Annotated in this window: 12 protein-coding genes; 4 read left to right on the forward strand and 8 right to left on the reverse strand. The window is 68.9% G+C overall.

Annotation, left to right across the window (positions count from 1 at the left end):
- Window positions 1-25: 25 nt before the first annotated feature.
- The gene (locus tag ACFV4K_RS24330; RefSeq protein ID WP_379277950.1) at window positions 26-3,385 is read right to left on the reverse strand and encodes an arabinosyltransferase domain-containing protein; all 3,360 of its coding nucleotides are present in this window, start codon (window positions 3,383-3,385) and stop codon (window positions 26-28) included.
- 154 nt (window positions 3,386-3,539) lie between these two features.
- Window positions 3,540-6,794 (reverse strand): arabinosyltransferase domain-containing protein, encoded by a 3,255-nt coding sequence (locus tag ACFV4K_RS24335; protein WP_379277951.1) that lies wholly within the window; start codon window positions 6,792-6,794, stop codon window positions 3,540-3,542.
- A gap of 68 nt (window positions 6,795-6,862) precedes the next feature.
- Here ACFV4K_RS24335 and ACFV4K_RS24340 point away from each other — a divergent pair, with 68 nt between their 5' ends.
- The 3 genes from ACFV4K_RS24340 to ACFV4K_RS24350 all read left to right on the forward strand — a co-directional run bounded on the left by ACFV4K_RS24340 (window position 6,863) and on the right by ACFV4K_RS24350 (window position 12,031).
- Window positions 6,863-8,737 (forward strand): serine/threonine-protein kinase, encoded by a 1,875-nt coding sequence (locus ACFV4K_RS24340; protein ID WP_379277953.1) that lies wholly within the window; start codon window positions 6,863-6,865, stop codon window positions 8,735-8,737.
- A 33-nt stretch (window positions 8,738-8,770) separates the two neighbouring features.
- Entirely contained in the window at window positions 8,771-10,399 is a 1,629-nt protein-coding gene (locus tag ACFV4K_RS24345) for a serine/threonine-protein kinase (protein WP_379277954.1), read from the forward strand.
- Between the two features lie 117 nt (window positions 10,400-10,516).
- Entirely contained in the window at window positions 10,517-12,031 is a 1,515-nt protein-coding gene (locus tag ACFV4K_RS24350) for a serine/threonine-protein kinase (RefSeq protein ID WP_379277956.1), read from the forward strand.
- A 7-nt stretch (window positions 12,032-12,038) separates the two neighbouring features.
- Here the strand turns inward: ACFV4K_RS24350 and ACFV4K_RS24355 are convergent, their stop codons facing one another.
- The 4 genes from ACFV4K_RS24355 to ACFV4K_RS24370 form a co-directional block, all read right to left on the reverse strand.
- Window positions 12,039-13,859: a glycosyl transferase gene (locus ACFV4K_RS24355; RefSeq protein ID WP_379277966.1), complete on the reverse strand. Its 1,821-nt coding sequence runs from the start codon at window positions 13,857-13,859 to the stop codon at window positions 12,039-12,041.
- Window positions 13,860-14,062: 203 nt separating this feature from the next.
- Complete coding sequence (locus ACFV4K_RS24360; protein ID WP_379277958.1) at window positions 14,063-15,994, reverse strand: galactan 5-O-arabinofuranosyltransferase; 1,932 nt, start codon at window positions 15,992-15,994, stop codon at window positions 14,063-14,065.
- 145 nt (window positions 15,995-16,139) lie between these two features.
- The gene (locus ACFV4K_RS24365; RefSeq protein ID WP_379277959.1) at window positions 16,140-16,901 is read right to left on the reverse strand and encodes a decaprenylphospho-beta-D-erythro-pentofuranosid-2-ulose 2-reductase; all 762 of its coding nucleotides are present in this window, start codon (window positions 16,899-16,901) and stop codon (window positions 16,140-16,142) included.
- Window positions 16,898-18,400 carry an FAD-binding protein gene (locus tag ACFV4K_RS24370; RefSeq protein ID WP_379277961.1) on the reverse strand — a complete coding sequence of 501 codons (1,503 nt, stop codon included), beginning with the start codon at window positions 18,398-18,400 and terminating at the stop codon, window positions 16,898-16,900. Before ACFV4K_RS24370 ends, ACFV4K_RS24365 begins: the two co-directional genes overlap by 4 nt.
- Window positions 18,401-18,444: 44 nt before the next feature.
- On the opposite strand from ACFV4K_RS24370, the gene ACFV4K_RS24375 reads away from it, so the two are divergent.
- Window positions 18,445-18,927: a GtrA family protein gene (locus ACFV4K_RS24375; protein WP_379277963.1), complete on the forward strand. Its 483-nt coding sequence runs from the start codon at window positions 18,445-18,447 to the stop codon at window positions 18,925-18,927.
- Window positions 18,928-18,934: 7 nt separating this feature from the next.
- Here ACFV4K_RS24375 and ACFV4K_RS24380 read toward each other — a convergent pair whose 3' ends face one another.
- A complete protein-coding gene (locus ACFV4K_RS24380) occupies window positions 18,935-19,552 on the reverse strand; it encodes a pyridoxamine 5'-phosphate oxidase family protein (protein WP_379277964.1) in 618 nt (205 codons plus the stop codon).
- Between the two features lie 411 nt (window positions 19,553-19,963).
- Entirely contained in the window at window positions 19,964-22,282 is a 2,319-nt protein-coding gene (locus ACFV4K_RS24385; RefSeq protein WP_379277965.1) for a molybdopterin-dependent oxidoreductase, read from the reverse strand.
- Window positions 22,283-22,406: the final 124 nt, after the last annotated feature.

Consider the following 22,406-nt stretch of genomic DNA (forward strand, 5'->3'; position numbering starts at 1 on the left):
GCCACCGAATGCCTGACGCCTCGGGTCAGAAGACCCGCATCTTGCCCGGTGACCAGAACCCGGAGCGGTTCACCACGTGGGTGTCGATCTGCGCCGGCTTGGGGAAGTCACCCTTGCCCGGATCGGCTGGGTTCGAGTAGTACGGCACGTACTGCTCCAGCGAACCCCAGTCGCGGTCGTAGTTGTCCTTCAGATACGTCGGGACCGTCTTCGACGACGCCAGCATCTGCGCCCAGCCCAGCGGGCCACCGAATTCCTGCGCCTGCCAGGTGTTGGTGGAACTGATCGCCAGCGGGCGATCGGGCAGGATGCGGTACCCGGGAGCCGCGTCGACCACACCGTTGTGGTGGTCGAACGGGTGCTGGCACGGGAACTGCAGGCCCACCGCCCAGTCCAGCAGGATCGGCTGCGTCCGGCCCAGGTAGCTGTCGAGCGACACCAGCTTCGGCACCCGCGGCGGCGTGAACGCCAGCCACTGGTCACCGATCAGGATCGGGTCGTTGGCCCGGATGCGCACCACATTGGCGTCGTCGGACAGCGCCGAGAACGGGATGCGCAGGTTCCGCCAGGACGGCGCGGGGCCGATGTCCAGCGGCCGGTAGGCCCGGATCTCGCCGAGGCTGCCGTCCGGATTCCGGTGCGCGTACTCCAGGAAGATGTCCTGGCCGTAGGTCATATTGCCGGTGTCGTCGAACGACATCGCGCGCCCGGCCGCCGAGATGACGATCAGCGGGGAGTCGTCCGAACGCTGCGGCAGCTGGTACCAGCTCGAGGTGAGCGAGGCGGGCTGCTGCACGCCGTCCTGGTAGCTGCCCATCACCGGGGTGGTGGCCGGGTCCAGGCCGAACGGCAGCGCCACGGTCGACCCGTTGACGCCCTGCGCGCCCTTGCCGCCGCCGGTGCCCGCGTTCTGGCCCTCCTCGAAGGCCGGGCCGACGGTCTGGGTGGAGGTGTTGCCGGTACCCGGCTTCACCTCGACGGCGTCCGCGTCGAGCTTGGCGGCGACCCCGTTGGGGGAGAAGCCGACCGGGTTCTCCCCGGCCAGCGGGTCGCCATTCAGCGGCGGGTGGGCGGGGTCGATGATCGGGGTCAGGTTGCCGCTGTTGACATTGCCCTCGACCAGCACGTCATTGGCCAGGCCGCAGGTCTTGCCGCTGACCGCGTCGATGTTCGAGCGGGCCAGCGAATAGGCCGGGTACTGCTGCACCGCGCCCTTGAGCAGCGACACCACCTCGAAGATCACCATGAGCGCGGCGACCACGGTGAGCGGAATCGCGGCGAACCGGCGGATCCGCTTGCCGCGCCGGGTCTTCCCGTTCTCCATCGGCTTGGCGTAGCCCTCGCGCAGCGACTGCCAGGCCACCACCGCCAGCGCCAGCCCGAACAGCATGAGCATCAGGGTGTTGGACTGGAAGCCGTGCAGGGAGACGGTCTTGTCGTACCACGGCACGCCGTAGCTGGAGACGTACCAGTAGCCGTTGATGCCGGAGAAGGCGACGGCGAGGGTGAACAGCAGCCCGGCCAGGAAGACCGAGCGGTTCTTGCGGGACCGCAGCGCGGTGGCGGACACCGCGACGGCGGTCACCGCGGCCAGCGAGCCCGCGATGCCCGCGTACGAACCGAAGTGGTGGGTCCACTTGGTCGGGTTGAACATCATGAAGAAGATGGTTCCGAAGACCACGCCCATGAGGCGCCAGGTCGGCGCGCTCGCGATGCCCGGCACCTGTCGCCGGCGCAGCAGCACCAGCATGGTGGTCATCAGGCACAGGATCATGAGCAGGAACGCGAAGCGGCGGGCCAGCGAGCCGTCCACCGTCTCGACGAACAGGTAGTAGTAGCGCAGATAGTCCTTGTACCAGGCCAGGTTCGGCCCGGTCACCTGCCGCACCCGGTTGGCCTCCATGATCCCGGCGAAGGTCTGATCGGCGAAAACCGCCACCAGCACCAGGGTTCCGGCGGCCGCGATGGGGGCCAGCAGCGCCACGTCACCGAACTGCTTGCGCCGCCGCACCACGATGGCGACCAGCGGCCGGATGCCCGCGAGCAGAGCCGCCACACACATCAGACCGGTCGGCGCCGCCGCCAGCGTGAACGCCGCCACCAGCACCGCGACCGCGGCGGGCAGCAGTCGCGAGGTCGCGATGGCCCGCTCGATGGAGACCCAGGTCAGCAGTGCGCCCAGGGCCACGATCGGCTCCGAGCGCAGGCCGTTGTCGTAGGGCAGCCAGAAGGCCAGGAACACCAGGCCGCCGGTCCACAGCGCGACCTTGGACCGCGCCACCGCATTGCCCAGGCGCGGCACCACCTCGCGGCTGATCACCAGCCAGCACAGGATTCCGCAGAGCAGCGCGGGAATTCGCACCCACGGGCTGGCGGTGGAGACCTCGGCGAAGGCCTGGATGACATAGTAGTACCAGCCGAACGGCGCTTCCGGCACGCCGAACCAGCGGAAGTAGTTGGCCAGGTAGCCCGCGTGCGGGGCGACCCGCACCATGGTCAGGATGTAGCCGTCGTCGGAGGTGTTGGCGCCCACGAAATGCCACAGCAGCAGGGTGCCGATGATGCCGCCGTCCGCCCAGGTCGGCTTCAGCCAGTGCGCGGGCAGGATGCGCCGGTGCCCGCGGCCGTCGCTGGTGTCCAGCACCGCGAGCGCGCCCATGGCCAGCAGGGTGAGCAGCACGGCGGCGATGATCGCGACCAGCTTGATCAGCGTCGGCGAGGACGAGTATCGCGAGTCCACCGTCATATGGAACGAAAGGCCCTCCGGGACGCCGCCTTTCATATCGGTGAAGACGCCCACCACCTGCGGCCGCAGGTCGCCCAGCAGCCGGCCCTCGATCGGTACGGTGACCAGTTCCCGGCCGCCGTCGGGGGTGGTCTTCTCGACCGTGCGGGTGACGCCCTCGAAGCCGGCGTAGGTCTCCTTGCTGTCGGAGGTGATGACGAGCTTCGAGCACTCGTTCATCTCCGCGCGGGTGGCGGTGGCCACCACGGCATTCCGGTCCAGCACGTCCACGCTGTCGCCGGAGACGCGGACGAACATGGCCTCCAGGTCCGCGCCCTTGCCCTGCGGCGGCGCCGTTGCCAGCAGGATGCCGCCGCGCGGATCCAATTGCCCGACCGCGGAACAGGGGATGGCGACGTTCACGTCGATCGGCACCTGCGACACCAGGGCCGCCTGCACCGGATCCAGCGAACCGCGCTGCGGCCAGCTCACCTCCGCCTGGGTCTGCTGCACCGGCAGGAACGGCGTCGCCAGCGCGAACAGCGCCCCGAGCAGGCCCGCGACGATCGCTATCAGCTTCGCTACCCGGTAATCACGCGGGTTCGCGGGGTCGGTCGCCGGAGGGTTCGGCTTCGTGAGCACTGCGGAGGCGTCTGGCACGGTTGCTGATCGTAGCTTCCCCGCCGCTTCGAGACTTGGCGCACAGCTGAGAGCCGTCGCCAGTTCCTGACGCGTGCCGGCGGTCGCCTGCCCACCCGATTCTGGACGTACCCCGACGAGTCACCCCGAAGCTCGCGAAATCAGTCGTCGCCTTTCACTTGGCTTTGATCGGCGAGTCCTTGGCCAGGCCGGATCGGGTCTCGACGGTCACGTCCAGGGTCGGGCGTGAATTCGCGTTCGGGGCATACGGGGTGAACTTCTCGAGGGCGCCCCAGTCCCGTCGCCAGTCGTGGTTCAGGTACGACGGCCGGGTCTGGGACTGCAGCAGCAGACCGGTCCAGCCGAGCGGCCCGCCGCCGATGTCGTCCTGCCAGGCATTGGAGGCGTCCTGGCCCACGCGGTCGGGCAGGATGCGCCATTCGGGCACCTCGGCCACGCCGTCGTGGTGGTCGAACGGGCGCTGGCACGGGAACGCGAGGCCCACGTGCCAGTCCTCGAGCACCGGGGCCTGGTCGCCGACAAGGGAATTCAGCGTCCGCAGCTCGGGCAGCCGGGGCGGGGTGACCGCCAGCCACTGGCGTGGCGTGATGTCGGCATCGTTCAGGACCAGGCGAATCGCGTTCGCGCCCGCGGGAATCTGGTCCAGCGGGATGCGCAGATTGCGCCAGGACGGGTTCGGGCCGATGTCGATGGGCCGGATCTGGCCGACATCGCGGACCTCGCCCGCGGCGTCGCGGGTGCCGTACTCGACGATCAGATCCTGTCCATAGGTCTGGACGCCGTCCTTGTCGAAGGACTTGATGCGGCCCGCCGCGGTCACCACCAGCACCTGGTAGGCCGGGTTGTCGCGCACCGAGTTCAGCTTCTCGGCGTTGTACCACTGGGTGGTGAGCTTCGAAACCTGCTGCTCGCCATCGGTGTAGCTGCCCAGCACGGGGGTCTTGGCCGGATCCAGTCCGAAGGGCAGGGCGACCGAGCTGCCGTTGATACCGGCCTGCTCGCTCTTGCCGCCGCCGGTGCCGGCCCCGGTGGTCTTGGAGGTCTTGTTGCCGGACTTGCCGTTCACCGAGTTGGCGCCGCCGGTGACGGTCTCCTCGGCGTCCGCGGTGAGGTCGGTGGCCACGCCGTTGGGGGTGAACCCGGTGTTCTGGGCGGCCAGACCGTCGGCGTCGGAGCCGGTCCACGGGTGCAGCAGCGACCCCGCGGTATCGGTCTCCACCAGCACCTCGTTGGCCAGGGCGCACGAATCGCCCTTCAGCGCACGCAGATTCGACTGGGCGATGGAGTAGGCCGGGTGCTGGCCGACGGCCGCCTTGGCCAGCGACAACACCTCGAACAGCACCAGGACGGCCGCCGCGATGGTGAGCGGCATGCTGGCGAACTTGTCGAAGCCGCGCACCGGCCGCGGCGTCGTGTACGGCTCCCGGAAGTGCTGGTAGGCCGCGATCAGCAGGCACAGCACCGCCAATCCCAGGAACAGGGTGGAGAACCCCTTGCCCGCGACGAGCGGAGCCTTGTCGAACCACGGCACGCCGTAGCTGGACACGTACCACCAGCCGTTGGAGCCGGTGAAGGTCATGGCCAGCAGGAAGAACACCGCCGCCGTGAACAGCGTCCGGTTGCGCGGCGAGCGAATCCCGTTGACCCCCACCGCGACCGCGGCCAGCGCGGCCAGCGATCCGGCCAGGCCCGCGTACACGCCGAAGTGGTGGGTCCACTTGGTGGGCGTGAACATCATCAGGAACAGCGACATGAACACGATGCCCAGCACCCGCGCCGACGGACCGCGCGAGGTGCCCGGGATGCGGCCGTTCTTGCGCAGCATCACCATCACGCACACGCCCAGGCTCAGCAGCATGGCGAGGATGCCGAACCGGCGGGCCAGTGAGCCGTCGGGGGAGAGCATGAGCAGCGCGTCCCAGCGGGTGCGCTCGTCGAACCAGGCCACATTGGGGCCGATCAGGGTACGCACCCGGGTGGCCTCCATGACCGAGGCCAGGGTCTGATCACCGAAAACGACCACCAGCACCAGGGTTCCGGCCGCGATGCCGGGCGCGAGCAGCGCGCCGTAGCGCACCAGCCACGAACCGCGCTGCTGCCCGGCGCGTTTGATGATCACCATCAGCACCGGCCGCGCGCCCGCGATCAGGGCGGCGATGCAGATCAGGCCGGTCGGCCCAGCGGCCAGCGAGAAGGCGGCGATCAGCACGCCGACGGCCGCGGGCAGCAGCCGCCCGGTGGCGATCGCGCGTTCGATGGAGCACCAGGTCAGCAGCGCGCCCGCCGCGATCAGCGGTTCCGGTCGCAGGCCGTTGTCGTAGGGCATCCAGGCGGCCAGGAACACCAGGCCGGCGGTCCAGATCGCGACCTGGTCGCGCCGCACCCGAGAGCCCAAGCGCGGCAGCACTTCCCGGCTGATCACCAGCCAGCACACGATGCCGGCCAGCAGCGCGGGCAACCGCATCCACGGGCTGGAATCGCTGATCCGGGTCATCCAGGCCAGTACCTCGTACGGCCACCCGAAGGGCGCCTCGGCGACCCCGAACCAGCGGTAGTAGTTGGCCATGTAGCCCGAATACTTCGAGGCCCGGGCCATATTCAGGATGTAGCCGTCATCGGAGGTGTTGGCCCCGATGAAGTGCCACACCACCAGCGTGCCCAGCACCGCGACATCGGCGAGCCGCACCCGCCACCAGTGCGCGGGCAGGAAGCGGCGGGGCTTGCGGCCGTCGGCGGTGTCGAGCAGGTGCAGCGCGTACAGCGACAGCAGGGTGAACAGCACCGCGCCGATGGTCGCCAGCCGCTTGAGCCAGGTCGGGCTGGAGGTGAAGCGCGCGTCGATCCGCACGGTGGCGGAGGCGTTCCCGAGCTGCTCCCGCTTCAGATCGGTGAACAGGCCCACCACCTGCGGCCGGGTGTCGCCGCCGACGGTGCCGACGAACGGCGTCCCGTCCTTGCGCGCGACCCCGGCGAATTCCACCCGGGTCTGGGTGGCGTCGGAGCGCACGGTCACGGCGCCGCAGTCGCCGATCTCGGCGACGGGCGCGGACAGCAGCGGAATCAACCGCACCAGCACCGAGAGGACGGGTCCCTTGCCGGGTTCGTCGGTGACCTTGACGACCAGGCCCTTGGTCTCGGCCTGCCCGGAGGCGGCGGGCACCGTCGAGAACAGCGTCCCGCTCGGCAGCTCCCGCAGCACCTGGCACGGCAGCGTCACGTCCAGGCTCAACGGCACATAGGAGACCAGGGGCGCGGCCACGTCGGCTGTATCCCCTTGTGGCCAATGCAGAGTGGGCCGGTCCTGCTGCACCGGCAGGATCGGTGTGATCACCGCCAGCAGGAATCCGAGAAGACCGGACACCAGGGCGAGGATGCGGATGCGGTGGAACGCTCGGGAGTCTGCGCGCACGAAGAACGACTCTATGATGGTTGTTATCCGAACTGGGCGTGGGGCCGGGCCGGAAGACAAGAGGAATCATGACCGAGCTGCGACCTGGCGAAGTTCTCGCCGGGTATGTGATCGCGCGGCGGGTCGGGGCCGGGGGATCGGGCGTGGTCTATGCGGCCCGGCATCCGCGGTTACCCCGGCTCACGGCTCTGAAGATCTTGAAACGTGACGAGGTCGCCGAAGACGACGAAGTGTGGCGGCGTTTCGAGCGTGAGGCCGATATCGCGGCGCATTTCGACCATCCCAATATCGTGCAGATCTACGACCGCGGCGTCGCCGAGGACCGGTTCTGGATCTCCATGCAGTTCGTGGACGGCGCGGATGCCGGTGAACTGCACCATGTTTCGCCCGAACGGGCGTTGAGCATCGGCGGTGAGATCGGGGCCGCGCTGGATTACGCGCACGGCAAGGGTGTGCTGCACCGGGATGTGAAGCCGTCCAACATCCTCATCGCCGACCCGGAGAGTGGTCGCCCGGAGCGGGCGCTGCTCACCGACTTCGGCATCGCGCGGCTGCGCGACGAGACCACGAAGCTCACCCATACCGGAAATATCTCCGCCACTTTCGCTTTCGCATCACCGGAGCAGGTGAGCGGAAAACCGGTCGGTCCGCGATCTGATCAATACTCGCTGGCCTGCACGCTGTTCGTGCTGCTCACCGACCAGCGGCCCTTCACCGCCGATAATCCACTCGCCTGGGTGCACGCTCATACACAGGAGAAGCCGCGGCGGTTGAGCGAACTGAACCCGGCGCTCCCGGACACCCTGGACGACGTGTTCGACCGCGCCCTGGCCAAGGACCCGGAGGACCGCTTCGACAGCTGCGTGGATTTCGCCTACGCCGCCACCGAGGCGTACTACTCCGATCCGGCCCTGGCCGTCACCGCCCGTGCCCGCCTGCCGCATCCACCGCCTCGGAGCATCGGCAGGCGAAGACGGAAACCGCTGTGGCAAGGGCGGTTACAGCGGCGCGTGCTGATCCCGGCGGCGGTGGCGGCGGTGACCGCGGCGGGCGTGGGATTCGCCCTCGACCAGGGCAACTCGCCGTCCCCGCCGACCGCGCAGGCGATGGTGCCCGACCGGTTCGTGGGCACCTGGCTGGCCACCGAGGGCCAGACCAACTACCGGCTTACCGTGCAACAGGCCAAGATCGGCGATCCGGTGCTGTCCAACCGGGTGGACGGCGTACTGCCCAACGGGTTTCCGTTCCACTGCGAATTCTCCGCCCCGCTCGACCAGGTGCCCGGCGACGGCGACCGGCTCATCATCGGAACCTCCGAGATCGTGGTGCGTGAGCCCTCCAATGCCTGCCGCGCCAATGGGCCCACCACTCTCACCCTGCTGCCCGACGGGCGGGTCAGCCGCAAAACCGATGTGAGCGGCCTGATCACGTACACCAGCGCCGACACCCTGATCTCCTCCTGGGGCCGTGCGGACGCCGCCATCGCCCGCGCCTTCCCCAGCCTGATCGGTCAGCTCGCCGCCAACGGCACCGCGGTCGGCTGGCAGGGCGGGTCCTGCCGTCCCAAGGATCCCGGCCCGGACGAGGCGGTCCAGGGCGCGCACCGGGTGCGCTGCAATGCCGAGGACGCCACCGGTCAGCCGCGCTTCGACTTCCTCGACTTCGACACCCGCCCGGGCAAATCCGTGGCCGCGCTGTTCTTCGGCGGCAATGCCCGGGTCACCCCGGTAACGCATCAGGACGTGGCGGGCGATCTCACCGTCACCACGGCGGCCACGGTGGATCCGGCCGTCACCCGGGACAGCGAGACCCAGCGCGCGCTGGCCGCGGTCTCCTTCCCCGACGGCGATCCGCGGTCGCGCTTCGTCATGGTGCTGCACTGGCCCGGGCACACGGTGAACAACCTCCTGACCGACTGGCTCGACAGGGCTCCACTGAAGTAGCAGGGTTCCACGGACGTAGGTAGGTGCGCGATCATGGCCGATCCGAAGCCGGGCGAGGAGATCGCCGGATATGTCATCGAACGCTGGATCGGGGCCGGGGGATCGGGCACCGTCTACGCCGCCCGTCATCCCCGGCTACCCCGCCTGGCCGCCCTCAAAGTGTTCAACCGCGACGAGGTGGACGCCGACACCGAGGGCTGGCGGCGCTTCGAACGCGAGGCCGACATCACCGCCCGCTTCGACCATCCGAACATCGTGTCGGTCTACGACCGCGGCATGGACGCCGGAAGACTGTGGATCGCCATGCAATTCGTGGCCGGCCCCGACGCCGACGGCGTCACCGGCCTGGCCCCCGAACGGGCGTTGCGCATCGGCGGCGGCATCGCCTCGGCCCTCGACTACGCGCACGGCCAGGGCGTGCTGCACCGGGATGTGAAGCCCTCCAACATCCTGCTCTCCCCGGCCGCCGACGGCCGCCCCGAACGCGCCCTGCTCACAGATTTCGGCATCGCGCGCCTGCGCGACGAGACCACCCACGTCACCAAGACCGGCGACATCTCCGCCACCTTCGCCTTCGCCTCCCCCGAACAGGTCTCGGGCCGCTACCTCGACCCACGCACCGACCAATACTCCTTGGCCTGCACCCTTTTCGTGCTCCTCACCGGTACCCGACCGTTCCTGGCCACCGACCTCGCGGGCTGGATCTACGCTCACACCAGCACCCCGCCCCTGCACGTCACCCAGCTCCGCCCGGACCTGTCCGCCGCCTTCGACCCGGTCTTCGACCGCGCCCTGGCCAAACACCCGGACGAGAGATTCCCCAGCTGTACCGATTTCGCCGACGCCGCCTGGCACGCCTGGCAAACAGGTTCCGCGCAAACCATCCTGAACCCGGCCGCGAACATCCCGCCGCCCGGTTTCGTCACCGACCCGTCCGTCCTGCGCTCCCCGCGCACCGACCCGACCCTGCTTCGCTCCCCCCGCACCGATCCCACCGCCCTCGCCGGCGGCCACCGCACCAACCCCGGCGCACCGGCCTATGGCGTCGCCTACGGCGCGCGCACCGGATCCTTCGAAGACGCCGCGCCCCACCGGCATCGAGCCCCCGAACCCGTCCCGGTGTCGACGGGTGTGAGCCGTGGCGTGGTCACCGGGCTGCTGGCCGTGCTGGCCGCCGCCGTGATCGGCGGCAGCGCCATCGTCGTCACCATGAACCTCGAAAGCCACGGAAGATCTTCCGGCACAGCGCTGTCCGCCGCAGTCCCCACCGTCGCCTCGGCCGCCCCCACCGCCGTCACCACGGTCGCCGCCACCACCCCACCGGCCCCCGCGGGCCGCGTCCCCTCCGCCTTCGTCGGCGGCTGGTCCGGCACCAGCACCGCCAACGCCGACCGCTACCGCCTCTCCATCCGCCAGGGCAACCTCAACGACGTGGTCGTCACCTCCACCGTCCTCCGGGACAGCCGCCCCATCTGCGTCTTCGACTACCGACTGCTCGGCGTCCCCGGCACCGCCGACATCACCGTGGGCGCGGGCAACCTGGTCACCGGCGACGCCGACGGCTGCCTGGTCCAAGGCACCCACGAACTCGTCCTCACCGACGGCCGCATCACCCGAGCCCTCTCCCGCAGCGGCGCCGTCACCTACACCCGCACCAACTGAGAACCGAAAGTCTTTTAACCGGCCGGAATTCGATAGGGTTCCCACGACACGCGCGCTTCGGCGAAGATCGACAGGTCGTCGGTGTGCGGTGTCGGCGAGGAATGGAGAAGCGGGGGCATGGCGGAACTCCGTCCCGGTGAGATCGTGGCCGGGCATGTGATTCAGCGGAGGATCGGGACCGGGGGGTCGGGATCGGTCTACGTGGCGCGACATCCCCGATTACCCCGCATGGTGGCGCTCAAGATCATGCACCAGAGCGCGCTGATGACCGAGGCGGACACCTGGCGGCGCTTCCAGCGCGAAGCCGACCTCACCGCCCGCTTCGACCACCCGCACATCGTGTCCGTCTACGATCGCGGCGTCGCCGAGGACCTGCTGTGGATCTCCATGCAGTACGTCGACGGCCCGGACGCCGGACTGCTGCGGGCCGTGGCGCCCGCGCGGGCCCTGCGCATCGGGGCCGAGATCGCCGGCGCCCTGGACTACGCGCACGGCAAGGGTGTCCTGCACCGGGATGTGAAGCCCTCCAACCTGCTGCTCGCGCCCGCCGACAACGGCCGCACCGAGCGCGCGCTGCTGACCGACTTCGGCATCGCCCGGCTGCGCGACGAATCCACCAAACTGACCGCGACCGGCGTCATCTCCGCCACCTTCGCCTTCGCCTCACCCGAACAGGTGTCGGGCGCGCCCATCGGACCGCAGTCGGACCAATACTCCTTGGCCTGCACGCTTTTCGTGCTGCTGACCGACCGCCGCCCCTTCGACGCCGACAATCCGCTGGGCTGGGTGCACGCGCACACGGCGGTCGCGCCGCTGCGGCTGAGCCAGGTGCGGCCCGATCTGCCGCGGGCGCTCGACGACGTGCTGAGCCGCGCGCTCGCCAAGGAGCCGGCGCAGCGCTACCCGACCTGCACCGACTTCATGAACGCCGCGCGCGACGCGGCGGAGTCCCGCACGCCGACAACTTATTTCGTGACACCGCCGCTGCCGGGCGGCGCGCCCTCGAATCCACCGCCGAACGCCGTCCGGCTCGCGCCACCGGAACCCGCACCGCCCGCGGCACCCGTTGCCGGTCCGACCCGACCGCGGCGCGGCGTCCTCGTGGCCGCTCTCGGCGTGCTGTTCGTGGTCACCGCCGGTGGCCTGGGCTACGGCCTGTTCCGATACCTCGGTTCGGCGGCGGAGGTGACGAACGCGTCCAGCACCCAGGCGTTCTCGCCGGTCTCGACCGTCACTCCCACCTCCGCCGGTCGCCCGGCGACCGATGGGCAGGTGCCCGGGTCCGTGCTGGGCCGCTGGTCGGCGAAGACCGGCCCCTCGGGCGACGGCGACTACGCGCTGACCATCAACGGCGGCAATATCGGCGACCAGGTCTTCACCCTCACCGAGAAGATCACGCTGCCCGGCGGCGGCCAGGGCATCTGCTCGTACACCGCACTGCTGGAGTCCAGCAATCTGTCGACCCGCATCTCGGTCGGCGAGTCCCGGCTCGAACCCACCGGCAGCGATCACGGCTGCCCGGTGTCCGCACCCCGGACCGATGTCGAGTTTCGGGGCGGCACGCTGGTTCGCTCCGGCGCGAATTACCCCGGAGCGACCTACACCAAGGTGAGCACGCCGCCGGCCCGCTGACGCGGGGTCAGTGCAGGAGGGTGCGGACGTCCCACAGCCAGACGCCGTCGACGTACTTGGCGGGGAAGCCGAGGAGCTGGTCCAGGGTCAGGCGGAGGGTGTCGGCGTTGTCGGTGGGCGGGAGGACGACGACGTCGGCCTGCCAGTAGCGGAGGTCGACCAGGGCGCGGATGCGGTCGGACTCGTCGATCGCCGGGATCTTGTTGGACTGCTGGGCTTTGGTCAGCAGGGTTGCGGTGGGGCGGTCGTCGGGGCCGTAGCGACCCTTCTTGGAGGAGCCGGTGGGGCCGACGAAATAGCCTCCGGCGAGGGGGAATTCGAAGCCGGAGTCCACCTGCCAGCGCAGGGCGCGGGCGTCGGGGGCGGTGGGCGGCGGGGCGATGACGACGGAGCCACCCGAAACGTAGTGGCGCACCGTGCCGTCGGTGAAGAACGCGGGTGTGGGGGCGCGCTGGACCACCGGCAGGACGGTGGGGGTGAGCGGCAGCAGGGCGAAGACCAGGGCGGCGAACAGGGCCAGTGGCCGCCAGTCGGTGGCGGAGACGCTCCAGTAGTCCAGGGCGCGCTGGGTGGCCAGGACCAGCACCACCGCGATGGCGGGGATGGCGGCCATGGTGAAGCGGGACTCCAGCACCGAATTCAGCAGCGGCACATGGTCGAGCCACTTCCAGGGCAGCACGATGCCGGTGTCGCCGAGGCCGATGGTGGCCGAGGCGCCCAGCGACAGGATCGTGAACAGGGCGATCACCGCGGCGGCGGCGCGCACCGCGCGCTCCCGCCACATGAGGGTGATGGCCACCGCCACCACGATCCACAGCGGCCAGCCGAAGTACGAGTTCTCCTCGGTGGCGTTGATGGCCACGTTCTGGCCGTGCGAGAACATGCCGCCCAGGGACTCGGACGGGAACTGGAACAGCGCCTTCAGGTCGTTCTTCATCGGCCCGTGGTCGATGGAACGGTAGGACTGCGGCCCGAAGAACTGCCACCACAGCGGAATATCGGTCAGCGCCACCGTGATCAGCGCCGCCAGCAGTACCGGCGGGGCCAGAGCGCGCACCATCCGCAGCCCGGTCTTCGGGGCGTGCAGGTGGTAGACCAGCGCGAAGAGACCGAAGGCGAGCGCGAAGATGAGCAGCGGTTCCTCACCGAGCGCGATCTGCATCGCCACCAGCAGGCCCAGCACGAAGGCGTCCTTGTTGCGGCGACCGCGAGTCACCTCGGCGCCCGCCGCCGCGCGGCGCGCCATCCGGATCACCTTCAGCGCGATCACCGGCAGCAGCGCCAGCAGCACGAAATTCGGGTGGGCATTGGCGTGCGAGATCATGGCGGGCGCGAAACCGCAGAACAGGCCGCCCACGGCCGCAGCGAATTTGGACGGCACCAGTTCGCGGGAGAACAGCCAGTACCAGGCGAACGCGGTGCCGCACAGGCCCAGGGTGAGCACCAGCACGAAGGTGACCGTCGGCCCGAACAGCAGCGTGACCGGGGTGAGCGGCACCCCGACGCCGAACATGGCGGTATTGGCCATCATGTTCACGCCGTCGGGATAGTTCTGCAGCGTGGTGCCCAGCGGATTGTGCAGATGCGAGACATCGTGGGCGGTGACCGCGAAGAACCACTCCCACATGGTCTGGTCCTGGCCACTCTTGATCAGGTAGCCGCGGTCGGTGTGCCTCCACTGACCGGACAGCACCAGCACCGCCAGCGACAGGTACGCGCCCGCGACGAACAGATCGGCTCGTGCCAGGCGTAGCCGTGCGGCCGTGCGCTGCGCGCGAGTCAGGTTGGGACGGGCCGTATTCGGCGTGACGCGGTCGAGAACCGGCACCGCCGAGCCCGTTTCGTTCCCCCGATCGGTTTCCCGCCCCTGTGCCAACGCATAACTCCTTGTGCCTTGCAATCAGCGGCCCACGCTACAGCTTCCGGCTGAGATTGCACGGGCAAGTCGAGAGGTTATCCACAGAATCGGACAGTTATCCCCAGATTCCGCCTCATTTTTGGGGATAAGTGATCCTTGTCTCGCCCACTCCCTCAGGCACGCACGACGAGGGTGAACGGTCCGATATCGGTGATGCGGTAGTGCCCGTCATCGAACAATGCCTTGGGCAGCGTCACCGTGATGCGCTTCACATTCGGATCGTTCGGGTAGACGTCCTGGGACAGCCGCAGCGTGTAGCCGTCGCCGGAACGCCGGAACAGGAATGCGTCCGGCGCCCGCCACGGGCAGTGCTCGAGCGCGTCGGTCAGCTCCTGCGGCGTCTTCAGCGTGCTCCAGCGCTGGATCTCGGCGGTGCGCGCCGCGAAATCCGCCAACGGGTTCGCGTAATGCGAAGTGAGCGCCTGGAATCCGAAGTATGGGTAGATCGCGAGGAAGCTGGTGTCCGCGGTCAGCACCACGCTGCCGTCGCGCGGCCGCCCGGTCTGCTCCAGCAGTTTCGCGTCGATCTCGCGGTAGTAGGAAACCGCTGACGGAGCCCGCTTGTCGGCGCGATCCCCATTGCCGTCGGTATCGGTGTACGCCGTGGTGATCTCGGTGGCCAGCACCGTCGGAATGCCCTGGCTGAACCCGATCGCCCCGGCCAGCGCCACCGCGGCCGCCGCGATCCGGAACCGGCTCGGCTCGTTCAGCGCCTGGTAGACCGCTCGCGCACCCTCGGCGAAGGCGAACACGCCCGCCGCCGACAGCAGCGCCAGCAGCGGCGACTCCAGCCGGAACGACAGCAGGGTGGTTCCGGCCGCCGTCGCCGCCATGGACAGCAGGCACCACAGGTAGATGGCCACCACGCCGATGCCCAGCGCCTGTGCGCGCCGCGAACTGCCCGCACGCAGCACCAGCCAGATGGTTCCGGCCAGGCAGAACACACCCAGCAAATCGAACTCGGTCATCGGCAGCGGCAGCCGCGAACCCGTCTCGGGGAGGTAGTGGAACGCGGAGCCGGAGCCCAAAGATGCCTTGCCGGACAGGAACTTCAGTAGGAACGGGGTCCAGACGGCGAGCGCCAGCACGCCCGCGATGGCACCGATTCCGATGAGCCGGACCAGGATCGGCCAGATGGCCCGCCAGGTGTGTTGCGATCGGACGGCGAGCCCCGCGGCGATGACGGCCATCAGGCACACCGCGAAGACCGCGACACCGAAGTAGAGGCTGTAGAAGGTGGCTCCGAGGCCGAGGAACAACCCGGTCCCCACCACAGCGCCCCAGCCGCCCGCGGTGGTCTCCATGTCCTCGCCGGACTCGGCGGGCCGATAGAGCGCGCCCCAGGCCAGTACCAGCGCGGGTCCCAGCAAGAGCGTGAGCACCGCGCTGTAGGCCTCGGGCGCACCGTAGGCCAGGGTTACCGCGGTGGTCGCGGCGGCGACAGCGACCGCCCAATCCGCGCGAATCAACGTGGACCACAGCACCAGAGCGACAGTCGCCGCGACCGCCAGACCGATGATCGCGAAGGGCTTGAACGCCTCCCACCCGGCCATGCCGGTCAGGCTCGCGAACCGGCCGCCCAGCCAGAACCAGCCCGCCGGATAGAACGGCGGCAGTTCGGCGTAGTTCATATCGCGCAGCGCCGCACTGTCGGTCAGTCGCGTCAGATACTGCGTCCGGAATTCCTGGTCCACGGACATGCCGAACAGGTACAGCTTGGTCGCGGCCAGCGGCATGCCGAGCGTCACGGTCACGAAGGCCGAAAGTCCGCCCCAGGACAGCAGTTTCGCGACCCACCCCCATGTGCGCAGGCGTAGCAACACGACCGCGACCACCAGCATGGCCAGCGCGGCCACCTGCCCGACGGTGGTGAGCGCCCGGGTCACATTGGAGGAGTTGAACGCCGGCCAGTGCACGACCGAGAACGCCTCGAGCCCGATCGCGGCCACCACGGCCGCCACCACGGCGGCGAGCACGGCCTCCCCGGCCGCATTACCGGCCTGCCGCGCCAGCACCGCCGCTCGCCCGCTCGCCCGCTCGCTCATCCGCACCAGCCCTCCGCATTCGTGTCATGGACCGCCGGTCAGCCTAGCCAGTGCCGCGTGCGCGGACCTCTCGCCGGGGCGGACCCGCCGGAAATGAAAAACGCCGCACCCCGGGACCGGAATGCGGCGTTGATCGCAAACTCGCCTAGATGGGCAGCTTGCGGAAGATCGGGCGCGGCACGTGCCGCAGGATCATCATGACGTAGCGGAAAACGCCCGGGGCCCAGACGATTTCCTTGCCCTTCTCCGAGGCGGACACCGCGAGCTGCGCGACGTCTTCCTTGTTCACGGTGAGACCGTTCTCCTTGGCGTGCGCGGAGAGCCGGGTGCGCACCATGCCGGGGCGGATGACCGTGACGCGCGGGCCGAACTTGGCGATGGCCTCGCCCAGACCCAGGTAGAAGCCGTCCAGGCCGGCCTTGGTGGAGCCGTAGACGAAGTTGAAGCGGCGCACCCGCTCACCGGCGACCGAGGACATGGCCAGAATGCGGCCGAAGCCCTGCGCCTTCATCTTCTCGCCGAGCAGCACACCCACCGACACCGCGGCGGTGTAGTTGATCTCGGCCATCATGACGGCCTTGCGCTGGTCCTGCCAGAAGATCTCGCCGTCGCCGTCGATGCCGAACGCGACGATGGCCACGTCGATATCGCTGGTGGCCCAGGCCGCGTCGATCACGGCCGGGTGGCTGCCGGTGTCGAGCGCGTCGAAGTCGACGACCTGGACCTCGGAGGCCCCGGCCGCCTTCATCTGCGACACGGCGTCCTCGCGCAGCGGGTCACCCGGCAGGGCCGCCAGGACGATGCGCGCGGGGCCCTTCTTCAGGTACTCGGCGCAGATCGCCAAGCCGATCTCCGAGGTGCCGCCCAGCAGCAGAATGGACTGCGGGTTGCCTACCGCATTGATCACTGAAGCTCCAGCCTTCTCGCCATATCGGACATGAAAACGCCTGTGGGGTCGACGCTCCGGCGGATCTTGATCCACTCGTCGATCCGCGGGTACATCTTGTGGAAGGTCTCCGCGTCGGTGCGCGAATCCTTGGCAGTGTAGAGGCGACCGCCGAATTCCAGGACGCGGCGGTCCAGTTCGCGCACGAAGTCGTTGAGACCCGGGCGGACCGGGAAGTCGACGCAGATGTTCCAGCCCTCCATGGGGAAGCTCAGCGGCGCCGGGTTGCCCGGACCGAAGAACTTCAGCACATTGAGCGCCGAGTGGTGACCCGACCGCTGGATATCCACGATGATCTTGGTGAACTCGTCCAGCGCCTCGGGCGGCAGCACGAATTGGTACTGGATGAATCCGGCCGAACCGTACGCCCGATTCCACTCCGACACCACGTCGAGCAGGTGGTAGAACTGCGTCAAGTTCATGATCTTGCCGCTGTAATTGCCGCCGAGCGCGTAATACGCCTCGCCGACCATGCCCAGCGTGAACTTGTTGACCGCGAAGCTCGGGAAGATATCCGGCACCGTCAGCAGATTCGGCGCATCGAACTTCAGCGGATTCTTGCGCAGCTTCTTGGGCAGCTCGTCGAGTTTCGCCAGCCGGCCGCGAGACACATTGGCGCGACCCAGTTTCGGCGGCGCGCTGATCGCGTCGAACCAGGTCGAGGAGTAGGTGTAGTTCTCCTCGGACCCGTCCGAGTGGACCCGGATGGTCTCTTCCAGGCTGGTGGTCTTGATGCCGTCGGCGATGAAGTAGGCCGTCTCCGTCGGCGTCATCTCGATGGTGGCGCGCAGCACGATGCCGGTCAGGCCATTGCCGCCGACGGTGGCCCAGAACAGTTTGGCGTTCTTCTTCGGCCCGATGGTCTGCACCTTGCCGTCGGCGGTGAGCAGATCGATGGACCGCACGTGATTGCCGAAGCTGCCCGCGCTGTGGTGGTTCTTGCCGTGGATGTCGGAGCCGATCGCGCCGCCCACGGTGACCTGCCGGGTGCCCGGGAGCACCGGAACCCACAGGCCGAAGGGCAGCGCCGCCTTCATCAGCTGGTCGAGGGACACGCCCGCGTCCACGTCCACCAGCCGGGAGTCCCGGTCGATGCGGTGGATGCGGTTGAGCGCGGTCATGTCGACGACCAGGCCGCCGGCGTTCTGCGCGTGATCGCCGTAGGAGCGGCCCAGGCCGCGGGCGATGACGCCGCGACGCAGGTGCGCGGGCTTCGAGTCGTTGTCCTCCGCGACCATGGCGACCGCCTTGGCGATCAGTTCCGGGTCGCTGGTGGAGAGCACTTCCGAGGTGGTGGCCGCGGTGCGTCCCCAACCGGTCAAGCGCCGGGTCTGCGTCGGCAGGTCGAACGAACCCTGCTGTGACACGGTGCCCTCTTTTTCTTTGCCGACTACGGGGCTGTCACCGTTCGAGCTGGGCTCGGCGGCGGCCTCGGTAGTGGTCTGAGCTTTCGTGGACATCGGCATAGAGGCTACAGGCATAACCGTTCCGAGGCTTGTGTCCAATGTCGCGGGCATTACTCTTCTGCGTTGTGACCGCGGAACCCCATCTGCCCCTGCCGCCCGAGCTGCCCCTGGTCGACGAACCGGGTGGCACGGATGTCGATCTCAAGACGCAGATCGTTCGCTTCCTGGCGACGGGCATCTTCTCCGCGGTCGTGGACTTCGGCCTGTACACCCTGCTTTTCACGGTGGTGGGCCTGCCGTTGCCGGTGGCCAAGTCGATCAGCTTCATCGCGGGCACCACGACGGCGTACCTGATCAACCGGCGCTGGACCTTCCAGGCCGAGCCGAATCGCAAGCGGTTCCTCGCGGTGATCGCCCTGTACGCGTTGACCTTCGCCTTGCAGGTGGGGATCAACCAGCTCTGCTATTACGCGCTGCCGGACGCCTGGTGGCGGATCGCCCTGGCGTTCTGTGTGGCGCAGGGCACCGCCACCGTGATCAACTTCATCGTCCAGCGCGCGGTGATCTTCAAGATCAAATAGGCGCGGTTCAGGATTCGACGAGGGCGCTGGTCTCTTCCTTGGCCCGGAAGTAGTCACCGCCCTTGGCGCGCATATTGTCGGTGCCCCACTGCCGGGCCTCCCGCTGCGCGGGCACCAGGTGCGGGATGTGCTTGCGGCAGTGGATGTAGGCCTCCTCCACATCCACCACCACCCAGCGCTCGGGCATACGGCCGCGGGACTCGGCGGGCAGATCCGGGACGCAGCGGCGCATGAGCGCGTCGTCCACGATGCGGGCGGTGCCGTTGACGTGCAGGCCGATCAGGTCCTGCACGAAGTCGATCATCAGAATGCCGACGTGCGGGTTCTCGAGCACATTGCCGAGGCTGGCCATCACGCCGTTACCGCGGTATTCGGGGTAGGCGACGGTGCGTTCGTCGATCACGTGCAGGAAGCCGGGGTTGCCGGCGCGGAAACTGGCATCGCATTCGCCGTGCTTGTCGGCGGTGGCGATGAAGGCCATATCCATCCGGCGGATGAAATCGATCATGTGGGTATTGAGCCGATCCCGTACCTGATCGGAGTAGAAGCGCTCTGCTCGGTCCTCGGTGCCGTACCGATCCTGCAGTTCCCGCTCGCCGTCGCTGCCGTTTCTGACCCCGGGCATCGTGCGCCCCCTTTGGTAGCTGAAATACCGGATGGAAGAGGCTCGGCCACGAACTACGGCCATCTGAAATCCTATACGGTTTAACTATTTTCGTGTGGCGAATGCGTGAACCGGCATATCTGCCCTGGTAAGGGTGCTTCGACTGATGCCGGACGAACCTTCCCGATGCGAGGATCCTCCCGGATGAAACCGCTCACAAGGGACGTCGTCCCTTAGCTGCGGGGATGCTACCGGTCGTTTTCGGGGCGCGGGTATGCGAGATCCCCAGGGGGCGCGGGGATTTCGCATTCCTGTTTTGTCCATTTTGCAGACTTTCGCGCCGGGCTCGATCGTTTTCATCCCCCTAGCTGGCGCTGATCTTCGGTACTCGAAACATAAATACCGAAAGGTCTTTTCGCGACGGCTCCGGAATCAGGCTCGGGTGAGCGTCACCGGCACCCCGTTGAACACCGCGTTCCCCGAGGGGACATCCACCAGCGAATCATCGGTCAGCACATTGGCGTTCACCCCGGCATGGGTGCGGGCGACCGCCTGCGCGCTGTCCTCGTGTCCCCAGCCGTGCGGCAGGCTCACCACCCCCGGCATGATGTCCTCGGTCGGCTCCAGCTCCACGGTCACCGTGCCCGCCGCCGACTTCACCACGGCCCGCCCGTCCAGCCCCAGCCGTGTCGCGTCCTCGGGATGGATGTGCAGCGTGCACCGGTTCGACCCGCCCACCAACGGCGGAACGTTGTGCAGCCAGCTGTTGTTGGAGCGCAGCTGTCGCCGGCCCACCAGCACCATCTCCGGCCGGCGGTCCGCCGCGCGCGCCCGCAGCCGGGCCACATCGGCCAGCAGCTGCGCGGGGGCCAGCTCCACCTTCCGCGACGCCGTCCGCAGCGCGCCGGGCAGGCGCGGGCGCAGCGGGCCGAGGTCGATGCCGTGCGGATTATCCAGCAGTACTTGCAGATTCAGCCGACCCGCCCAGTTCTCGGTCGAGTCCCCGGAATCGGCATCGCCCGCAGCGGACGGCGCCGTCGGAGCCTTCGCCGCTGCCGCCCACTCGCCGAACGGGCCCAGCCGCAGCATCAGGTCCAGGCGCTGCTCGGTGGTGTTCGACCCGAGCAGTTCCGCACGCCGATCGGCCATCCCGGCCTTGTGCAGGGTCCCGGCGATCACGATCTCGTCGACCACGGTGAGCGGATCCAGCCCCGGCGAGCGCGGGGAGGCGGAGCGGGGCTCCTGCCCGGACACCGCGAGGGCCAGCCGGGCCATCACCTCGGCCTCGGACAGCTCGTCCTCGCCCAGCGCCGTCACCGGCGGCGAGTAGCGGGCGTAGTTCCGCACCGCGAAATTGAGCAGCGCGAAGTCGTAGTGCGGGGACTGTGTGACGCGCGGAGGCGGCAGAATCACGTCCGCGTGCCGGGTGGTCTCGTTGAGGTACCGATCGACGCTCACCATGAATTCCAGGCCCTGGAAAGCGGCATCCAGGCGCGCGCCACTGGGTGCGGACAGCACCGGATTGCCGGCCACCGTCACCATGGCCCGGATCTGCCCGTCCCCGGGCGTCAGGATCTCGTCGGCCAGCGTCGCCACCGGCAGTTCGCCCATGGCCTCGGGGAGGCCGCGCACCCGGCTGCCCCAGCGCCCGGTCCGGAACGGCCGCGACCGCACGATGCCCAGCGCCGCGCCGGTCGCGAACATGGCCCCGCCGGGCGAGTCCAGGTTGCCGGTCAGCACATTGACCACGTCCACCAGCCACTGCGTGACCGTGCCGAACTCGGCGGTGCAGGTCCCGATCCGGGCGTAGACGGCGGCGGTGGGCGCGGCGGCCAGCTCCCGGGCCAGCCGCGCGATGGTCTCGGCGGGCACCCCGGTGCGCGCGGCGACCAGCTCCGGCGGGAAATCGGCCGCGGCGGCGCGGATCTCGTCGAGCCCGTTCACCTCGACCCGGATGTCGGTCAGCTCCTCCGCGAACAGTGTGTGCACGATCCCGAACAGCAGGTAGGCGTCGCTGCCCGGTCGCACGAACAGATGCTCGTCGGCCAGCTTGGCGGTGCGGGTGCGGCGCGGATCCACCACCACGAAGCGGCCGCCGCGCTGCCGCAGCGCCTTCAATCGGCCCGGGAAATCCGGTGCGGTGCACAGGGATCCGTTGGACTCCAGCGGATTCGCGCCCAGCATCAGCAGGTAGTCGGTCCGGTCCAGATCCGGCACCGCCACGGTGAGCGGGTCGCCGAACATGAGCCCGCTCGACACCTGCTTGGGCATCTGGTCGGCGGTGCTGGCGGAGAACAGGCTGCGGGTGGCCAGGGCCCGGATCAGCAGCGGCACGTACAGCGCACCGGCCACGGTGTGTGCGTTGGGGTTGCCGAGGTACAGGCCCACCGCCTGATTGCCGTACGCGGCCGACACCTGCGGCAGCCGTTCCCCGATCATCCCGAAGGCCTCGTCCCAGCTCGCGACCCGCCAGGTATCGGTGGCGCGATCGCGAATCATGGGCCGGGTGAGCCGGTCCGGGTCGCCGTCCAGGTGGCCGAGGGTCGCGCCCTTGGGGCAGACGAAGCCTTTGCTGAAGGGGTCGGCGCGATCACCGCGCACCGACACGATGCGGTCGCTGCCGTCGAGGGTGAGTTCGAGTCCGCACACCGCCTCGCAGAGCGGGCAGGTGCGCAGCGCGGTCCGATGATCACCCTGAGCCGTCCGATGATCACTCGGGGCGGTCCGGGGGCTGTCCGTGACGTGGGTCATACCCAATGATCGCCCGGACGCGGATCGGGCGAAACACCTGCGGCGGACGAATCGCGATGGGGGAGCAGGAAATCGCGAGGCCTGGGCTGATGTCCGTTATCTCTTAATTCGCAACGTTCGGACC

The organism is Nocardia sp. NPDC059764 (assembly GCF_042732555.1).
Classification (GTDB): domain Bacteria; phylum Actinomycetota; class Actinomycetes; order Mycobacteriales; family Mycobacteriaceae; genus Nocardia.